Source organism: Bacillus sp. RIT 809 (genome assembly GCF_016892495.1).
GTDB classification, from domain to species: domain Bacteria; phylum Bacillota; class Bacilli; order Bacillales; family Bacillaceae_G; genus Bacillus_A; species Bacillus_A cereus_U.
Genome location: NZ_JAFEMR010000022.1, coordinates 46,370 through 66,405, shown reverse-complemented (window position 1 = coordinate 66,405; position 20,036 = coordinate 46,370). Strand labels below are relative to the sequence as shown.

Genomic DNA, 20,036 nt, shown 5'->3' with positions numbered 1-20,036 from the left:
CGAAAAACGTATTCAAACTTTAGAAGAAAATGATTAACAGATTAGAGATAGTAAAATCAAAAACACAGTTGGAGAAATAACCAACTGTGTTTTAATATAGGGTGTATTTAATTTTACACTTAACTAAATCAATTGCATATTGTTTGGTGGATAAGTGTTATTTTTTTATTACGGTATTACCCATCGCGATAGAAATTCGATTCCAACTGTTTATTTGATTAATGATTAACACAAGGTCAACATATTGTTTTTCGTCAAAGTGTTCACGTACTCGGTTGTATAGATTTTCAGGAACTCTTTTAGTAGGAATGAGAGTAATATGCTCCGATAGTTCCAAAGCAACTTTTTCTTCAGGAGTATAAAAATCACAATCATCCCAAGCATTTAAGCAATAAATTCTTTGCTCGGTTTCACCCAATTTTCGGGCGTCAGAAGTATGCATATCGATACAATAAGCACAGCCGTTAATTTGAGAGACTCTAATTTTTATAAGCTCTCTAACAGCTCGATTAATTGAAGATTTCTTCGTGTATTTCTCCATATCCATCATAATTTTCATACCATCAGGCGAAATATCATAATAAGACATTCTTTGACTCATAAGACAAAACCTCCGTTATTATAAGTTTTTATAATAAAAACACACTAGGTCGCTATTGTGACTTCTAGTGTGTTTTTGTAATTAATTCACTTTTTTTATAAAACCTTTATAATGACGCTTCACAAGTTGACTTTCTAACGTCTTCATCGTTTCTAATGCAACACCTACGATGATTAGTAAACTTGTACCACCGATTTGAGCAGATGGTGGTAATGTAGCGATTTTTGTAAATACAAGTGGTAATATTGAAATTGCTCCTAAGAAAATCGCACCGATAAATGTTAAACGGTATAAAATTTTTGTTACATACTGTTCTGTAGATTTACCTGGGCGAATACCCGGGACATATCCGTTTTGCTTTTTCAAATTCTCAGCCATTTGTTCAGGATTTACTTGAATAAACGCGTAGAAATATGTGAAGGCAACGATAAGACCCACATATAGTGTCATTCCAAATGGATGTGCAAAATCAAGATTCGCAATTATCCATTTAGATACGCTTGAATCAGGGAAGAGCTGCGCAATTGTACGCGGCGTCATTAAAAAGGCTGAAGCAAAGATAACAGGAATTACACCTGCACTATTTACTTTAAGAGGTAAATGAGTATTTTTTGCTCCTTGATATTGATTGTTTCCTGAAACAGCTTTTGCATATTGAATCGGTATTTTTCGAACAGCTTGTTGAATGTAAATAACACCAACAACTATCGCTAAAATTACGAGTCCAATTAAAACCATTTTTATTATGTGCATAAATAACTGATCGCCTGCGTTTTGGAATTGTTGCAAATAAATTTGATTAGCGACATTTGGAATCGCCGCAACAAGTCCTGCGAAGATAATCATTGAGATTCCATTACCAACGCCATTAGCGGTAATTTGTTCACCTAACCAAAGTAAAAATGCAGTACCAGCAGTTAAAACTGTCGCAATAAATAAGTATGTAGTCCAGCTTTGATCTGTAATTAATTGTCCACCTGCTATATTATTAAAACCATAAGACATCCCAATGGATTGTATAAATGCGAGAATGATTGTAAAGTATCGAGTAAATTGAGCTGATTTCTTACGGCCCATTTCTCCTTGCTTTGCCCATTCTGTAAATTTAGGTACAACGTCCATTTGTAGTAATTGTACAATGATAGAAGCTGTAATATATGGTGTGATACCTACAGCAAAGATCGAGAAGTGTTGTAATGCTCCTCCGCCAAATACGTTTAGCATGCCTAAAACGTTGGCTTGATCTTGTACTTTTAATACCTCTGCGTTAGTATGAGGAACTGGAATAAACGTGCCAATTCGAAAAACGATTAGCATCGCTAGTGTAAAAAGAATTTTGTTTCTTATCTCAGCTACTCTCATGAAATTTGAAATCGTACGAAACATTATGTCGCCTCCTATATTTTTATCAGCTCAAAACTGATTATTATATCCCGATGAAGTAACCACAAACCTCCTTCCGCATTAAATTCATTTGACAAATGGAATTTCATACATTTTGTAGTTTTCACGGATATAAAAATATAAGGTGTTATACGAGCGACCTATTAACTTTTCGTAATCATTCAATACCCATAATATATCGAATAAATTAACAAATGTACATACATACGCATGAAAAATGAATAAATAGGATGATTTTTTACATTTATTTAATGCTAGATTGATAATTAGGAACGTTTTATGCAGTTGTATTGAAAGAATTCCGTGGAAAGCATTATGGTGTAGCTGTAGTACATGTAAACCTCAAGGATATTGAGAAAACTCATATTTTTCGTCGTGAATTAGAGAAACTACTAAAGAAAAGATTGGATTGGAATAATAGTGAAGGAAAATCTTTTTTCCATAGAGAATATTTCTAGCGTAGGAATCTAAGTATGTAGGTTCTAATGAAAGGAGAATTCACATGAATACATTTGTAAATGACAAGTTTTATGAAACGAGAAATCAATTATTTGAGGAAATTACTTTGTTAAGTGATGCTCAATTTAATAGGAAACCAGATAAGGACAAATGGAGTATAGCACAAGTTTGTCATCACTTAGTTTTATTAGATGAGAGAGTTATAACAGTTATTTCATCGGGATTAAAAAAGATGGATAGTACCCAAAATGAGCGTAAAGAAATTCACACTATTTTATTAGATAGATCGATAAAATTTATAGCCCCAGAAATGATTGAACCAAGTATAGAACCATTTGAAGTGCAGCAAATGGTTGATTTGTTAAACGACTCTAGAAAAGAATTGATGCGTTTCCTGAGTACAATAGAAGATGAATCTATATTAGCGAAAAAATCAGTGATGCATCCAGCTCTTGGAGAATTACTTCTTGATCAGTGGATAGAACTGATCTATTTGCATGAACAGCGTCATATAGAACAAATCAAAGAGATAAAATTGCTTTGTGAAGTTGAAAAGTAAAAATCATTGTCTATTTTTTAAGCGATTTGGGATAGCATCAAGGTTTCGAGTGATATATTTCTGAGCCAGAAGTAAAGGAAGTTATTTTTGTTGATGAAAATAATGGACAAGCTAACAATGCATACCAAGTTACATTTGCAGCAGCAACACCAAACTATGTATCTGGAACATATCTAGTAAATGCACAGAATGGGGATATGTTAAAAAATATGGTTCAAGAATCCAACTTAAAAGCAAGTGAAAAGCTTGTTGGAGCCTTAAAGGAAAGTAAAAAAAGCAATCTTACATCATTAACTGGAACAGGAAAAGATGATTTAGGTATATCTCGTACATTTGGCATTTCTAAACAAAGTAATGGAAAATATGCACTTGCTGATTACACAAAAGGGCAAGGAATTGAAACATATGATGTAAATTACAGAGATATCACTAAAGAGGAAAGCTATTACCCTGGTACACTAGCAACTAGCACTTCGACAACATTTAATGACCCAAAAGCGGTAAGTGCTCATTACTTAGCAACAAAAGTATATGATTTTTATAAAGATAAATACAAGCGTAATAGTTTTGATAATAAGGGGCAAAAAGTAGTTTCAGTTGTACATGCTTGGGATTCTGAAGATACAAATGATCCGAAAAATTGGCAGAATGCTTTAAGTGCTAATAATGGAAGCATGCTTGTATATGGAGATCCTATTGTCAAAGCATATGACGTAGCTGGACATGAATTTACACATGCGGTTACATCTAGCGAATCCAATCTTGAATATTACGGAGAATCTGGTGCAATTAATGAGGCGTTGTCTGATATTATGGGAACATCTATTGAGAAATACGTAAATAATGGAACATTTAACTGGACAATGGGCGAACAAACCGGATCTATTTTCCGTGATGTGGAAAACCCAGCTTCCGTTCCATCTTCACTTGGAGTACCTTATCCAGATGATTATAGTGAATTTAACGATTTTAATGGATGGGATCAGGGCGGCGTTCATTTTAATTCAAGCATTATTAATAAAATTGCGTATCTTATTGCAAAAGGTGGAACTCATAACGGGGTAACTGTTAAAGGAATTGGTGAGGATAAAATGTTTGATATTTTCTATTATGCAAATACAGATGAATTAAACATGACTTCTAATTTCAAGGAATTGAAATCAGCATGTATTCGAGTGGCAACTAATAAATATGGAGCGAATACAGCTGAAGTTCAAGCAGTTCAAAAGGCATTTGATGCAGCAAAAATTAAGTAAGTTAGAAATATAGTTTTTATTCATATATTAATACATTATGAAAAACAGCTAATGTCATTTTAAGGATATTAGCTGTTTTTACGCAGCAATGCATTAGTGAAAATAAACTTACTAAGCAATAATCACGCTGTCTATCTTTAATAAGTTGCGAAAAATATATAAGGTTTAAAGTGTATAAAAACAGAAAATTAATAATATATTGACCTCTTAATAGAAAGTGCTATAGAATGAAAGCGATAACAAACGATTGCTTTAAAATGATTTCCCTGATCTTTTAGTATTTACAAATATATGAAGGCAAAAACAAATCTATTTTTTTAATCATTAATGCAAACGTTTTCGTATTAAAAGATCATTGAAATACATATGTGAAAATAGTCAATATGGGGGTGAAGTAAAAGAGATTTCTACATTAATTTAAGCAGTGTAATTTAGTACGAGCATAATAAATCGCTCGTACTATTTAAAGAAAGGGTGTATGTGGTGCAAATGACAAAAAGATTAATTAGCAAATCATTTTTATTACTTGCCATAATCGTTATGTTATCATCTGTTTTTTCTTTTCAGAATGTGAAGGCAGTTTCAAATTCGAAAACAACTGAAGTTATCATTCATTACAAAGAGAAGGCTGGAAATACAAAAGACTGGAATCTTTGGGTATGGGGCGAGAATTCAAATGGTAAATCGTATGATTTTACTGGGGAAGATGAGTTTGGAAAATATGCTAAGGTGAAAATAGAAGGTGACTATAATCGTGTAGGATTTATAGTTCGTACGAATGAATGGGAAAAAGATGGAGGTGATCACTGGGTTGAAAATATAAGGGATGGTCGTGCTGAAGTATGGATCCTTTCGGGTGATGAAAAAGTATATGATTCTAAGCCTTCTTCTGATCTCTCTATTCAAAAAGCTACTATTGATAGTTTTAATGAAATCACTATAAATACTAATATTCCGTTTAATAGTAAGGAACAGAAAATTGAAATTGAAGGCGTTAAAATTAAAGGAATTAGTCCTTATGATACAAATAGTGGAGATATGACTAATAAGGTTAAAATAATTACGGAACAGAAAATTGATTTAAAACAGACATACAAAGTTAAAATAGCAAACTTAGCTGATGCGAATATTGAAATCGGTAAAGTCATTCGTAGCGAAGAATTTGATAATTTATTTTATTATGGTGGTAATGATTTAGGGAATATATATACTCCGCAACATACAAAGTTCCGTTTATGGGCTCCTACTGCGAGTGAAGCGAAGTTAGTTACATATAAAAAATGGAGCGATAAAATAGGTACTGAAATAAACATGCAACAAGGTGAAAAGGGAACTTGGAAAGCAGAACTTAAAGGGAACCAAAAAGGTCTCTTTTATACGTATAAGGTGAAAATTGGGGATAAGTGGACTGAAGCGGTTGATCCGTATGTGCGTGCTGCTTCTGTAAATGGAGATAAAGGTGCAGTTGTTGATTTAGAAGAAACAAATCCGAAAAAATGGAAAGCAAACAAAAAACCAAAATTTAAAAATCCGGAAGATGCTATTATTTATGAATTGCATGTACGCGATCTTTCCGTTCAACCTGAAAGTGGTATTAAGCATAAAGGGAAATATTTAGGTGTAACAGAAAAAGGAACAAAAGGTCCTGAAGGTGTTAAAACAGGACTTGATTATATGAAAGATCTTGGTGTTACTCACGTTCAGTTTTTACCGATATTTGATTATGCCTCGGTAAATGAAGAAACTTTAAATGAACCAAAATATAACTGGGGATATGACCCGAAAAATTTCAACGTCCCAGAGGGCTCCTATTCTACAAATCCTTATGAGCCGACTGTTCGAATAACTGAATTAAAGCGAATGATTCAAGTGCTGCACGATAATAACCTTCGTGTTGTGATGGACGTAGTATATAACCATATGTATAATGCCGCTGAATCTAATTTTCATAAGTTAGTTCCCGGTTATTATTATCGTTACAATGAAGATGGAACACTTGCCAATGGAACTGGTGTAGGAAATGATACCGCTTCGGAACGAAAAATGATGAGGAAGTTTATGGTGGATTCCGTCACATACTGGGCAAAAGAATATAATTTAGATGGATTCCGTTTTGATTTAATGGGTATTCATGATTATGAAACGATGAATGAAATACGTAAAGGTGTTAATCAAATTGATCCTTCTATTATTCTGCATGGAGAAGGCTGGGATTTAAATACACCTCTTGCAGCTGAGTTGAAAGCAAATCAAAAAAATGCGGAGAAAATGAAAGGGATTGCTCATTTTAACGATAATATACGTGATGGATTGAAAGGTAGTGTATTTGAGGAGAAAGAAAATGGTTTTGTAAATGGAAAGCAAAATATGGAAGACCGTATTAAAAAAGGCATTACGGCAGGTATTGAGTATGATACAAATTCGTCCACTTATCAAGATCCGGAGCAGGTGCTAACTTATGTGGAAGCACATGACAATCATACTTTATGGGATAAACTTGAGTTGACTAATTCAGGTGACAGTGAAGAAATGCGAAAGCAAATGCATAAATTATCTTCTTCTATTTTATTAACATCACAAGGTATTCCATTCTTACATGCAGGACAAGAGTTTATGCGCACAAAATATGGTGATCATAATAGTTACAAATCTCCTGATTCAATTAACCAGATGGACTGGTTACGCCGTGCAGCATTTAATAATGAAGTAGAGTATATGAAGGGCTTAATAGATTTACGCAAAAAATACCCAGCTTTTCGAATGACATCTGCAGAGCAAATTAAAACACATGTATCTTTTATTGATGCTCCTAAAAATGTTGTAGCTTATACAATAGATGGAAAGGGCAATGGGAATAAAAGCGAATACTTTATGGTGGCTCACAATGCAAACAGAGAAGCTGTGGACATAACGCTTCCATCGAAAGGTCCTTGGAAAGTGCTAGTAGATGGTAAGCAAGCCGGAAGTAAAACACTTTATGTTGTCCATGATAATAAAATTAAAGTTCCTGCATTAAGTTCACTAGTTTTAAAAACAGAGAAACCGATTAAATAAATGCAAAAAGCGAAGTGACGGTTGTTTTCACTTCGCTTTAAAAGTTAACTTAATATAATTTCACATACTGTAATTATATTACAATTTAATAAACAAAAAGAGAAGAACTCACCAAGGTTCTTCTCTTTTTTATGTGTAATTAGGGTTTCCATAACTGTAGATATGGATGGTGTAAATTAATGGATGAATAATTTACTCTTAAAATTATAACAGAACAATTAAAGATTTTTATATGTAATATTGCATATAAAGGGTAAACAACAATAATTTCTTTTCATAAAAATAAGCCCCTGGTGAAAATGATGAGTACCCCTTTTCCATATGAAATGAACTTGGTATAAAATGAAAGATTACAGAATTTACGATACGGGAAAGCCCACGCAGGACTTTAGTCCGTCTTTAGACGTGGGATGAAAGTATCGTTTTTGCATAGCAAAACAGGGTATACTTTATTCATAGTCATGCAAAAGACTCTAAAACGACTGTTCTCTGAAAACAGAATACATATGAGGTTGGGGTAGCAAATTCTTCTACTCCGTAAAATGTATTAAGTCGTCATGCAAAAGACGTAAAAACATTTGAGAACGAACAATCTGTACGGTATGGTCACAGTACCGTAGCCCACGATATATGGTCTGTTGTGGGAGTGGTGATGGCACACCGCAATCTTGCACGTCAGCGATACCAGAAATGGACTTCGCCTTTGGTAGCAAGAATCCCACTGACGTTAGTCAGCTAGTCCCTTTAGGGGGGGAGTGTCAAAAGTATAAGATTCTATACTTAGTAATCCCTCACTTTAATGTATGTCTTTGGGGAAGTGAGGGGAGTTCAATCGATTCTGAATAAAATTGATAGTATCAGTTGCAATTTTTTTACGTTTAAGAACAATCCCGGCATGTCCACATGTATAAATATATCTTGTAGGTCTTTCCCAGGATTCCCACAAATAGTCCGTATCCTCAGAGTGCACATATAGATCGTGCTTACCTGAAATTAATAAAATATTTTCTTTTTTTACTTTTGGTAACGCTTGACTCGGTTCAGTGATTTTCCAATAATCTATTAATTCATCATACGTTACACCATGGTGTTCCAAGTCTCCTCTAATAAATCTACCTGGATTTGTCTTCCAAATTGAATAAGAAAGTCGATTTGCGTAGAAAATGGATGCTAATACATCAATTTCTGGTTCAACAAGAGATGTTAGGTTAGTAATAACCCCACCTAAACTGATTCCTATTAGAATCAGGGGACCATTTTTATTTGCTTTAATCCATTTGATCAAAGTTCGTAAATCAGCTACCGCTTGTCTGGTTGCTTGTACAGTTCGTTCAATATTGGCACTTACCATGTACTCTCCACTAAATAAGGATTGGTTGGGTTTTCTTTCAAAATGATATGGTAGAGTGAAATAATACATATTCCACCTCAAGTTGGTCATATGGTCGTGGAATATTTTTTTTACACGTTCGTTAGAATCCATTCTCCAACCATGAACAAAGATGACATGAGGCGCATTTTCATTTTTATGTAAGAATAATTCTCCAGTTACAGAATCGTTGCGTGAATCATCAGATTGAACCGAGCTTTTATATTTGAATTGTCCAACCATGTATTCCTTTTCCTGTTTTGAATGCTTAATGTTAAAATGAATATCAGATGGTTTTACTTTATAAAAAAATTCTATGTCCTTTATATCTAGTGAGGTGTTAGAAAGAGAAGTATACTGAAACTCTACACTTCTTTTTTTGTGCAAATCATACAAGGCGTATCGATCAATGAGTTTTGAAAAAAACAAATTAACCTCCTCCAAAATACATATTGTTTAAAACATAGACAAAATTCATGTTTTATTTATGCTGTAAATTAATTATAAAATATTCTCTTTTCCTAATATTAGGTGCTTAAATTACAAAAACAGGTAATAAATTTGTATATTATATTATAAAGCTAGCAATAAAATAAAACCATAAATAATTTATACTAAAATCTAAAAAGCAGGTTAATATTCTCATTCATATAAGAGAACATTAACCTGCTTATTTTCGTATCAAAAGGTATACTATAAGGTTATACTAATTTTGAGTTTTAATTAAGTTATTATTTTTATAAAATTTCCCACCTCTGAAAAAGACCACACAGTTCACTCTGGTGGTCTTTTTTCTTGCTTTATTTATATTCCTCTACCAAATTCCACCCTCGTTAATTACAAACAATTTTTGTGCTACATTATGTTGTTCGTAATTAAAAGGGGTGTTTTCATTAGAAGATGGTATGTATATATTAAAATATTGGATGACCGCTGATTTTTCCTTTCCAGGTCTAGGAAAAAAATCGAGTTGAAAAAAGAAGAGCTAAAGTGTAAAATTACACTAAATGACACATAAGTTACTTTTTTAAAAGGAGGAGAGAAAGTGAATAAGGAGATTATAACTGAACTCATTTCAACGAAAATAAAGTTAATTCGTACTGAAAAAGGGTATACGCAGGATGAAATGGCTGAAGTTCTCGGCATTTCAAAGAAAACACTTGTTCAAATCGAGAAGGGAAGATCTAAAATGGGTTGGACCAATACCGTTGCTATTTGTGCATTATTTAGGGATAGTGAGGTTTTACAGTCCACTCTAGGAGATGATCCGTTAGTAGTAATCGAAACAATAGCCCATAAATGTATTAACAACTTCAAAGAAAAAACATTGGGGGGAAAAGTCTGGTGGAAACAAATTCAAGAAAAAGGGGACTTTCGCTTACAACAAAATCTGATTAGCAAGCATTATCGTATTTTAGACAAACATGATTACCGTTGGTTTAATTCGTTTGATTTAGAAAAAGCACTAGATCAACTTGATAAATTAACAGGGGATCCGGAAAATTAAATAATTTCTTAAAACTGAAGAAAGGGGAATATATACTTACATTAGAATGGTTCTCCTTTTCTTTGGGCTTACAGTAATGGTTACACATAGAATAAATTTGTTACTCAATTAATTTGCTGTACGTTGGAATGTGTGGAAACACCACTCATGTTCTTAAACGGACTATGTCATGCAATTAAAAAGTCCTATTGTTCCTATGAAGTAGGATGCATAGCTGTTTTCTATTATTATGTATCATTTTACAATTGTTGAAATACAACTTATCAACTAGGAGAAAATTATATATGATCATCTTGAGCTTTCTTTGGATTTACTTTATGCCCATTTTCTGGTTATGTGGATTTATTGGTGGGATTTATTTAATTATTGCAGGGATTGAAAATCGTAAATTACTCGTAAGTGTAATGGGATTACTTAGTCTTTCCCTTGTCGTACTACCTTTTGTGTGTTGGGGTATGGGAATTGATGCAGAATATCTTCTTTCACCGGTTCCATACTTTATCCTATTCACTTTAAGTGGATTATTAGCAGGATTCAATGGACTACAAGCAAAAATTAAGAGCATACGCAATATGGGATTTATTATTTTTATTACTGGAATATTAGGGGCTTTTTTCTATTATTTAATGTCTGTAACTGATTCAGTTTATATCTATTAGTTATTTTGGTTACGAAAACTCAATAAGTGTTTTTCAAACTATGAAACTATATTATTAATAAGTTAAGGAATCTATTTATAATGAAAATAATAAAAAAGATGTTAAAAAGTTATACATTTTTATCTTTAGTAATCGGTTTATTACCCTGTAATTTTCGCATAAAAAGAATAAAAATAACATATAGCGTGATATTTAGTTTATTGCTATTAACATCATGTGATATATCAAATGAAGAAATTGAACAAAAAGCACAAAATTATACAAAATCAGAGTATGGTTTTTCTGTTAAACTAAACCAAATTGAAATACCTGGCCAAGGTAAGGATTTTTCAGGCCCAGACACACGAATAGCTTCTGTACAGCAAGTAGATGAACCATATTTACAATTTCAATTATATTTCGATGGACGAATCTCTCCAAAAGTAAATAATGATAACTATAAAATAAAAAAAGAAGCGAATGATTTACAAGAAAGATTCAATACATATTATGAAGAAAAAGGGAGTAATACTATACTTACTTTCGATCAAATGCAAACGGGGGATACTGTTTTCGATAAGAAGGCTGAGAAAGAAATAGCGAAGAAACATTCGAAGCATTATGTTACGGCAGTTTTCAGAAGTAATATCTTTTTGGATTTAAACAACCTTGCACATATGGAAAAATTAGCGGAGCTTGCAAGAAGTATTCAGGAATTTAATAAAACAATTGAAAATAATAAGAGTAGTGTGGAAGACATAACGATTCAGCTGCCAAATGCTAATAAGAGTTTATTACAAAATATTGCAGTAGATTATGTATTAACGGCTGAAGAAGCAAAAAAGACCTTTGAGAAAAAGGATGATTATATGAAAGCTTTACAGCTTACAAAGTGAAAAAGGAAATCATTTCGATTTCCTTTTTTATATTCTATTCATATACAAGGAGATCATTGATAAATGAATTGGGTTTTTATATCTCAAAAGGTACACCTTTTGAAGTGACGTGATTTCTATGAAAGATAATGTGTCAATTTGTATATCTTATACAGTAGTAGTTACTATAATTTTCGAAGCCGATAGTCAATTAACCTTACAATATGCGTCTTTCTGGTATATAAAATAGCTATATTCATTAGAAAAGGAGTTTTAATCCTTCATGAGAATCTTTACTCTCCCTTAAATGGACTGACTCCTTACCAATATCCACAAACGATTGCGTTTTTGAATTTGTGCTCCGGTTTTTCTTGACCAGGTCAATGAATAACTACACATAAACTCCTTATATCTCTAGATAAACTACCGATTAGCTCCATATAGACTCTAGATAACCTATATAGAATACAAGTTATCAAGGAGGTAAGAAAAAAATGAATTTTATGAAACGCGCAATTCTCAGTATGAAAAAAAGAGTAGGAACATCATTAATTTTGATGGCAGTCTTCCTAATTGTTACAAATTTAGTGTTGGCAGGATTCACAATCCAAAATGCATCAAAAAAAGCTGCTGATACAGCAAGAAAAAAACTGGGTGCAGATGTTACTTTAGGTCTTGATTTTGATAAATTAGGAAAACAAGCAAGGGAAACTGGAGAAGCGCCTAATCCGCCGCAGCTCAATACAAAAGAAACAGATCAATTAGCGAAGTCCAAGTATATAAAAGACTATAATTATATAACCCATAATTTCGGAATTGCAGATGGATTTAAATTAGTAGGAGTTTCAGAGGGAGAAGGAAAAGGAAAAGGAAAAGGTAGCGTGGCAATGGTGGGAGGATCAGGTTCAGGTTCAGAAATAGATATGAATTCTTCTCTTATGATAGAAGGAGTTCGCAAGACTTTATTACAAGAAAGCTTTAAAAATGGAAAAAGTAAAATCGTTGATGGAAAACCAATTACAGAACAGATGCAAGATCAGAATGTAGCTTTAATGGAAAAACGATTAGCGGAACAAAACAATTTGAAAGTAGGAGATAAAGTTAAAGTTCAATCAGGGGATAAGAAGGAAACTCTTGAAATTGAAATTATCGGTATTTACGAAACGAATGAGCAACCAATGGGGCAAAATCCCCCTCCTATGATGAATCCAGCTAATAAACTATATATGCCTCACTCTACTTTAAAAAAATTAGAAACAGATGAAGGTACTCGTAGTAGTATTCAAGTTGTGTACTTATTGAACGATCCACAAGACATTGATGCATTTAAAAAAGAAGCAAAAAAATCTGATATTGATTTTAATTATTTTAAGTTAGATGCACATGATTCATTATACAAACAAATGATTAGGCCTATCGAAAATATCGCTTCTACTTCTCAAATGATTATCTATATGGTATCTATTGCAGGTGCGATTATCTTAGGATTAATCATTATGTTATCGATTAAAGCACGTCGTAAGGAAATGGGGATTCTATTGTCCATTGGAGAGAAAAAATGGAAACTGATGGCGCAGTTCGTAGTAGAAGTAGTATGTATTGCTATTTTAGCATTTGGATTATCCGTAACAACAGGAGCTAAAGTTTCTCAATACATAGGGGATAATTTACTTTCGAGTGAAATTGCTACAGCAAGCGAAGAAACAGACACCCCACAAAATGGTAGTGTAATGGTGGCTGGACCTGGTGGTAGTCTACAAGACCAAAAAGAAGAGCCGATTGATAAAATTGATGTAAGTGTAACAGGAGCAGATGTAGGAAAAATGGGAGGGATTGGACTAGCTATTGCTATATTAGCAACGCTTCTTCCAGCATTATCTATTCTACGCTTAAATCCAAAACAAATTCTTTTAAAAGATGAATAAGGAGGCTCAATATGGAGACGATTTTACAATTTAAAAATTTGGATTATTATTATGAAAGTAATGGGAAAAATGTAGCGATACTAGATAATGTTAACTTTTCTTTTCAAAAAGGGCATTTCTACACGATTTTAGGACCATCTGGATCTGGTAAAACCACAACTCTGAGCTTAGGTTGTGGGCTGGATGTCCCTAAAAATGGTTATGTACTGTATAATGGAAAAGATATTCGAAAAATTGGTTTGGAGCGATACCGCAATCAAAATGTATCTGTAATTTTCCAATCTTATAATTTGATTACCTACATGACTGCTCTTCAAAATGTCCTAACAGCAATGGAAATTACAGGTGTTAAAGTGCAAAATAAAAAGGCAAGGGCATTAGAATTATTAGAGAAGGTAGGACTCACAGAAGTAGAAGCGAAACGTAACGTTCTGCAACTAAGTGGCGGGCAACAACAGCGTGTAGCAATTGCTCGAGCGTTATCTTGTAATGTTGATTTACTTATTGCTGATGAGCCAACAGGAAACCTCGACGAAGAAACGGCAATGGATATAATAGAACTGTTTCAAGAACTTGCACATAAAGAAAATAAATGTATTATTGTTGTGACGCACTCACAGGAAGTTGCTAAAAAATCAGATCGTGCAGTTTATTTAAGTAAGAAGAAGTTGGTAGTAAACGAAATCTAATATAAACACCCTAACTTTTTAATTCACATAATTTTCGAAAATCGGTTTCTTCAAATGTTTTTATTTGATATATAATAAAGCCAAGCCATAATCAAAATGGTCTCCCTGCTTTGAATGTTAAGATAGTTTGTTGTTCCCTTTTTAACAATATTTGAAAAAGAACTTGTAGGATTTTCTACAGGTTCTTTTTGTTATGATCGGTTTAATATATCATTGAGTAATTACATATAAAAAACGGGACATTACCTAGATGTATGATCTAAATATTGTCCCGTTTAACTATTTATCAGTATTGTTATTGAAGAATTAAACCAACAATCATAATTAAACTAAATACTATCATCCAACCAAACGCACAATAGCCGAAAATCCTAATCCATTTAGGTAATTGATTCATGTTAACTTTATTTGTGGGAATTCCTTGCATAGAAAACATCATTTTTTTATCTCTATCCCTATTATTTTGTTGTTCATACATAACATCATCACCTTTCTAGAATTATTGTGTTTATAGTATATCAGCCTGGATAAAACTAAGTATAGAATATTCGACAAAATAAAAGCGATTCGACAATTATAGTGGATTAATCTGTTCTCCAGTGCAGCATACTATATTTCAAAAAACTAAAATTTGATTGCTCAAAAGCTATATATTCTAAAGTATTTGCTCATTTAAAACATAGTAAACCTTTACAAAGAGATGCTTTTTATTCGGTATTGAATAATTTGGATAAATTCACTTATACATCTTAGCGATTAGATACGTACATGTCTTTCAAACTATATGTGCCGTAAAGTAGGCGTAATTATTAATTCGTTACTTTTAAAGAATCTAACACTATTTTGGTTGCGTCTGCAATAAGTTTATCATCGTATTTCGCATCTTCTTTCGCATGATTAGAAAGTATCGCAAGAATAATTGGCTTTTTATTTGGTGGCCAAATGATTGCAATATCATTCCTTGTTCCATAAGACCCAGAGCCGGTCTTATCGGCTACTTCCCATTCTCCTGGAACTCCAGCACGAATTAAGTTGTCCCCCGTAGTATTTCTTTTCATCAAATCTATTAAAAAGTTCCGTTTCTCAACTGAAAGTATATCGCCTAACGCGTATGCTTGAAGACTAGTAGCTAATGCCTTTGGGGTACTAGTATCACGAGTGTCTCCTGGCTGCACTTCGTTTAATTCTGGTTCAAAACGTTCAGGATTTGTGACAGTATCTCCTATTTCTCTCAGTGATTTTTTGAATTCACTTGGCCCACCTAATTGCTTAAGAATAAGATTTTGTGCAGTATTATCGCTATATCGAAGGGAAGCATCCGCAAGCTCTTTCAGAGTCATACCTGTATCTACATATTTTTCAGTAATTGGATTGTAATTCACAAGGTCTTTGCTAGTATACTTAATTCTTTGATCTAAATCTTCTATTGATTTCTTTTGTAACAGTGCTCCAACAGCAAGGGCTTTGTGGGTAGATGCGTATGCAAACCGTTCATCTGAACGATAAGTAACGGTTTGATTCGTACCTGTGTCTAATGCATAAATACCAAGTTTAGCATCATATTCTTTTTCCAGCTTTACAAAAGAATGATTACTTGTATTTTCTTGTTTGGTTTGTTTCGGTGGTGCGGATTGAATATTACTATTGGAACAGCCTATAAGCGTTACACATGAAAGTAATACTACAGGTAACATCTTTTTATAATGCGAAATGTGAAAAAACTTCTTTGAAACTATCATACATTTTCAACCTCTTTCAAGAATATATGGATTTTGTATAGGTATTTTACATACCTATACAATTAACAAATGCACAGGATAGCACTCATCTTGTGTTTCTTGCATTACAAAATGAGAGAACTACCAAAAGCACCTTTTTTATACGTAATAGACAATCTAAGTAACACATTTGTTCCATTTATGATTAAGGTTTTGAATATATCCATTAATTTTATTTATAAGAATCACAAAATCCACCTTTTTTGCACGCCACTTAATTTAATGTGGATTTAGATTGAGTTTACCTCGTAATGGGAATTTCAATTGGATTGCGCATATATAACAACCTCGTTCCGGACAGAATAAGTAATAACAACTACTGATTTCATTTTAAGTGAGGTGTTATACGATACATACGACAAAGCAAAAAAGACTTGTGGTGCAAAGTATAACTACATTTAGTCTACTAATAACGACTATCTTTACACCCATGCTTATTTACATTGTTTATGGATTACAGATTTCGAAAGGCTTTGAGGGATACTGGCCATCAATCCTGTTTTATACAACTTATATGACGGGTGTGTTTATCTGGATACCTATTGTGAATAAGGCTGGGATTCGCCGCTCCTTATATTGGACTGTTTCTATTCTGATAGTATCATTACTTAGTGTTACTTTCTTTGGATGGAGTTCAAGATGGCTAGAAATAAGTGCGTTAGTTTCTGGTTTTGCAGTTAGTACAATTTCTACCATGACGAGTACTTTATTGTTTCTACATGTGGAAGGCGGGGGAAAGGTTTATAATAAAAATCAACAAGCGATTATTATTGGTATCGTTTTTCTTTTACTAATAATCGTTTTGTTAGCGATTAGTTTTTTATCGCCGCCGCTGATAACATGCATATATGGGATTTGTTTAATCAGTATCCTTTTTGCTATAAAAAAAATGCCGAGAACAGAGTTAGCCAAAGGGCTTTTACCTATCTCCATCGTATCGGTTGTAGGAAAGTTTCTTTTTGTCTCAATGCTTATTCTTTTGATTCGAACAAGTCGTAACATAAATAATGAACAATATATTTTTTATTTTTTTCTACTTTCTATAGCGCTTATTTGTTTCATGTTTTTGAGTTTGTTGAAAGGAAAGTTCTTTCATAAACTTTCATCTTCTTTACCAATTCGCTTAAAGGCAGAATCATTTTTACTTGGATTAGGAAATGGATATTTATTTTTGATGGGTATTTTTTATAGTTTTACTTTCTATAACATGTTAACCTGTATTTTCATTGTAGTTGGACCATACCTATTAGGGATTTTGATGTCCATATTTTTAGATATCAAAGCTGCTAAGAAAGTTAATCCAATCCATTTGTTTTTAGTAAGTACTTTAATCATGATATTCGGGTTTTATTCTCCAATATTTATAGTCCTTAGCGTTACATTTGGGAGCTATGCCATTAATAGTATTTCTTCTCAAAATAATATGAAAGTATATATGGTGAATGCTACACATAGAGAGCTTTCTTTACTCATTTACACAACATGGAGAAATATGGGGAATATATTTTTACAATTTTTTATATTGATTGTGATTGTGGGAGTAGGGGTGTTTTACGATGTCGAATGGTCGCAACTTTTCCAAACAATTGTTGGGAAGGGTCAAATGCAGATTGAAGGGTTATCCGTACAACGATTGATGTTTATGTTAGCAATTTGCTGTTGGCTTGGCATGGTGGGCTTAGGTATGTGGATTGGTAAAAAAGCTAATCCCAATATTGCTTAAAAAGTAACTCGAAAAATATCAATACTAAAACTACAAAAAACAAACAAACTCGTCCTACTAAGAGGGGAGTTTGTTTGTTTTTTGTTTAGATAATGGAATGTTCATGCTAAATTGTACACTACGTTCCATATTCTTTATAGAATACTTTATATCTAACGTTTCAAGAATTTGTTTAACAATATATAACCCCAAACCACTTCCTCCAGTATTTCGATTCCTTGATTTTTCAATTCGATAAAATGGTTTGAAAATTTGTTGTATATTCTCTTCTTTAATATTGACACCTGTATTCATAATTTGCATTTTGATTTGACCTTGTTTAGAATCCTCACTTAACTTTATATAGACTTTTTCATTATGTGGTGAATACATAACTGCATTATGGATAATATTTTTACATGCTTTTTCAAAAAGAACACGATCTGTATAAACAGAAAGATCAGAATCAATTTCTTTTATTATTTGGATGCTTTTTTGAGAAGCAAAAAATTCGAGATCTTTTGTGATTGTATCTATTAACTTCGAAAGATTAACTTCTTCTACTTTTAGTTTAAAGGTGTGTTGTTCTAATTTCGACATGCTTAAAATTTCACGAACTAATTGTTCCATACTTTCAATAATTTGATGATTTTTCTTTAAATATTGATCACGATTTTGATAAGGGCCAATATTGTATATCATCCCTTCTAAGTATCCTTTCATTACAGTAAGAGGGGTCTTTAATTCATGTGCTACAATCGCAAAAAACTCTCTGCGTTTTGTTTCTATTTCTCGTTCTTTTTCAATATCATTTTTTAATTGTTGATTTGCTTTTTTTAAATCAAACATAGCTTGTTGTAAGTTAATAGACATGTCATTCAAACTATTAGATAATTCTCCTAACTCATCTGTAGAGCGAACCTCAATTTTTTCGGAGAAATCTAAATTTGCCATCTTTTGTGCACCCTCATTAATATAAATAAGTGGTTTTGTAATAAACCTGGAATAGAAATAAGCACTCCCTACACCAATTATGAGTACAATGATACTAATATAGGGGAGAAAGCGTACTAAAACCTGTGAAGCTTCATCAATTGGTTGAAATGTAGCAAAGACTATAAGCGTTAAACTACCATCTTGGAATTGAATTGGTTTCGTAACGTTATATGAATTGCTAAGGGTACCTGCATTCTCGAACCGTGTGGCTCTAGTAACTACTGTTGTTTGCGAACCATTTTGAGTAAAAGAAAATGAAGGAGAGTATTTAATTATTCCCTCATTATTTTGAAGATAAAGCATCGCATTATTTTTTTTTGCATATTCATCAAAAAGTGGTATCGCATCTTGAAACGTAAGATCTTTAGATTTATCAATGATTTCTTTTATCCCTGTTTGAAGTTGATCTGTTTTGTATTGCTCATAAAACGTAGGGAGAAAGAAGTATAAAGTTAAATAAATCAATACTGCAAAGGATAACAAAATGAGAGAGGTAGTCATAAAGAGTTTATAAGTAATTTGCTTCATCTTCATGATTTTCACAATACTATTCATCAATTTTATAACCAATACCCTTTATTGTTTTAATATAGGGGATAGCTAACTTTTTACGTAGGTTTTTAATATGTGTATCAATTATTCGTGTTTCTCCAAAATAATCGTACCCCCAAACTTTTTCTACGATATTTTCTCTTGTGAGTACTTTTCTCTCATTTTGAAATAGTAGTTGTAGAATTTCAAACTCTTTTGTCGTTAATAAAATTTCAACGTCATTTACATATACTCTATATGCATCAACATCGATACGCACTTCTTTAAATACCAAATGATTATTTACATTTTTATCATAACTTCTTCTAAGTACAGCTTCGACTCGTCTAATCAAAACATGAAACGAAAAGGGTTTTGTTATATAATCATCGATTCCAAGATCGAACCCTTTCATTTGATCTTCCTCTTCTTCCAATGCAGTTAGCATAATAATTGGTACGTTTGACTGACTTCGAATCATCTTGGATACTTCAAATCCATTAAGATTGGGCATCATTACATCTAGAAGAATTAAATCAAAGGATTGCTTATTAAATTGTGTCATACCCTCTAATCCATCTGATGCGACTACCACTGTATACTGTTGTGTCATTAAAAATTGTTTAATTAATTCCTGAATTTCTTGATCGTCTTCTACCACGAGAATATGATAGTTTTTCATAATATCACCTC

16 protein-coding genes and 1 pseudogene are annotated in these 20,036 nt (G+C 32.6%); 9 read left to right on the top strand and 8 right to left on the bottom strand.

Annotated features, from left to right (window positions below; all coding sequences use genetic code 11):
- Positions 1-157: 157 nt before the first annotated feature.
- Together JTF23_RS21230 and secY are read right to left on the bottom strand one after the other, a co-directional pair.
- Positions 158-601 carry a carboxymuconolactone decarboxylase family protein gene (locus tag JTF23_RS21230; protein WP_204209609.1) on the bottom strand — a complete coding sequence of 148 codons (444 nt, stop codon included), beginning with the start codon at positions 599-601 and terminating at the stop codon, positions 158-160.
- An 81-nt stretch (positions 602-682) separates the two neighbouring features.
- Positions 683-1,987, bottom strand: a complete 1,305-nt coding sequence (gene secY / locus JTF23_RS21225; RefSeq protein ID WP_002069884.1) for a preprotein translocase subunit SecY — start codon at positions 1,985-1,987, stop codon at positions 683-685.
- Between the two features lie 520 nt (positions 1,988-2,507).
- On the opposite strand from secY, the gene JTF23_RS21220 reads away from it, so the two are divergent.
- The 3 genes and pseudogenes from JTF23_RS21220 to pulA all read left to right on the top strand — a co-directional run bounded on the left by JTF23_RS21220 (position 2,508) and on the right by pulA (position 7,333).
- Positions 2,508-3,023, top strand: coding sequence for a DinB family protein (locus JTF23_RS21220; protein WP_204209607.1), 516 nt, complete (start codon positions 2,508-2,510; stop codon positions 3,021-3,023).
- Positions 3,024-3,076: 53 nt separating this feature from the next.
- A pseudogene (locus tag JTF23_RS21215) lies at positions 3,077-4,279 on the top strand (M4 family metallopeptidase); the annotation flags it as partial.
- A gap of 483 nt (positions 4,280-4,762) precedes the next feature.
- The gene (pulA, locus tag JTF23_RS21210) at positions 4,763-7,333 is read left to right on the top strand and encodes a type I pullulanase (RefSeq protein ID WP_204209605.1); all 2,571 of its coding nucleotides are present in this window, start codon (positions 4,763-4,765) and stop codon (positions 7,331-7,333) included.
- A 530-nt stretch (positions 7,334-7,863) separates the two neighbouring features.
- On the opposite strand, the gene JTF23_RS21205 is transcribed toward pulA, so the two are convergent.
- Both JTF23_RS21205 and JTF23_RS21200 read right to left on the bottom strand, forming a co-directional pair.
- Positions 7,864-8,055 (bottom strand): hypothetical protein, encoded by a 192-nt coding sequence (locus tag JTF23_RS21205; RefSeq protein WP_204209604.1) that lies wholly within the window; start codon positions 8,053-8,055, stop codon positions 7,864-7,866.
- A 74-nt stretch (positions 8,056-8,129) separates the two neighbouring features.
- The gene (locus tag JTF23_RS21200; RefSeq protein WP_204209602.1) at positions 8,130-9,131 is read right to left on the bottom strand and encodes an alpha/beta hydrolase; all 1,002 of its coding nucleotides are present in this window, start codon (positions 9,129-9,131) and stop codon (positions 8,130-8,132) included.
- Positions 9,132-9,747: 616 nt separating this feature from the next.
- Here JTF23_RS21200 and JTF23_RS21195 point away from each other — a divergent pair.
- The 5 genes from JTF23_RS21195 (at position 9,748) to JTF23_RS21175 (ending at position 14,336) form a co-directional block, all read left to right on the top strand.
- Positions 9,748-10,209: a helix-turn-helix transcriptional regulator gene (locus tag JTF23_RS21195; protein WP_204209601.1), complete on the top strand. Its 462-nt coding sequence runs from the start codon at positions 9,748-9,750 to the stop codon at positions 10,207-10,209.
- 284 nt (positions 10,210-10,493) lie between these two features.
- The gene (locus JTF23_RS21190; protein WP_070139345.1) at positions 10,494-10,868 is read left to right on the top strand and encodes an ammonia permease; all 375 of its coding nucleotides are present in this window, start codon (positions 10,494-10,496) and stop codon (positions 10,866-10,868) included.
- Between the two features lie 158 nt (positions 10,869-11,026).
- Positions 11,027-11,743, top strand: coding sequence for a hypothetical protein (locus JTF23_RS21185; protein ID WP_199659642.1), 717 nt, complete (start codon positions 11,027-11,029; stop codon positions 11,741-11,743).
- A gap of 473 nt (positions 11,744-12,216) precedes the next feature.
- Positions 12,217-13,647: an ABC transporter permease gene (locus JTF23_RS21180; protein WP_204209599.1), complete on the top strand. Its 1,431-nt coding sequence runs from the start codon at positions 12,217-12,219 to the stop codon at positions 13,645-13,647.
- 11 nt (positions 13,648-13,658) lie between these two features.
- Positions 13,659-14,336 carry an ABC transporter ATP-binding protein gene (locus JTF23_RS21175; RefSeq protein ID WP_204209597.1) on the top strand — a complete coding sequence of 226 codons (678 nt, stop codon included), beginning with the start codon at positions 13,659-13,661 and terminating at the stop codon, positions 14,334-14,336.
- Positions 14,337-14,631: 295 nt separating this feature from the next.
- On the opposite strand, the gene JTF23_RS21170 is transcribed toward JTF23_RS21175, so the two are convergent.
- Together JTF23_RS21170 and bla are read right to left on the bottom strand one after the other, a co-directional pair.
- Positions 14,632-14,814 (bottom strand): hypothetical protein, encoded by a 183-nt coding sequence (locus JTF23_RS21170; RefSeq protein ID WP_002032329.1) that lies wholly within the window; start codon positions 14,812-14,814, stop codon positions 14,632-14,634.
- A 331-nt stretch (positions 14,815-15,145) separates the two neighbouring features.
- Positions 15,146-16,075 (bottom strand): class A beta-lactamase, encoded by a 930-nt coding sequence (gene bla, locus JTF23_RS21165; RefSeq protein ID WP_204209596.1) that lies wholly within the window; start codon positions 16,073-16,075, stop codon positions 15,146-15,148.
- Between the two features lie 469 nt (positions 16,076-16,544).
- Between bla and JTF23_RS21160 the strand changes: the two genes are divergently transcribed.
- Positions 16,545-17,837 (top strand): hypothetical protein, encoded by a 1,293-nt coding sequence (locus JTF23_RS21160; RefSeq protein WP_002200385.1) that lies wholly within the window; start codon positions 16,545-16,547, stop codon positions 17,835-17,837.
- Positions 17,838-17,894: 57 nt separating this feature from the next.
- On the opposite strand, the gene JTF23_RS21155 is transcribed toward JTF23_RS21160, so the two are convergent.
- Complete coding sequence (locus JTF23_RS21155) at positions 17,895-19,367, bottom strand: sensor histidine kinase (RefSeq protein ID WP_033709149.1); 1,473 nt, start codon at positions 19,365-19,367, stop codon at positions 17,895-17,897.
- Positions 19,360-20,025, bottom strand: a complete 666-nt coding sequence (locus JTF23_RS21150) for a response regulator transcription factor (RefSeq protein WP_000800741.1) — start codon at positions 20,023-20,025, stop codon at positions 19,360-19,362. Before JTF23_RS21150 ends, JTF23_RS21155 begins: the two co-directional genes overlap by 8 nt.
- Positions 20,026-20,036: the final 11 nt, after the last annotated feature.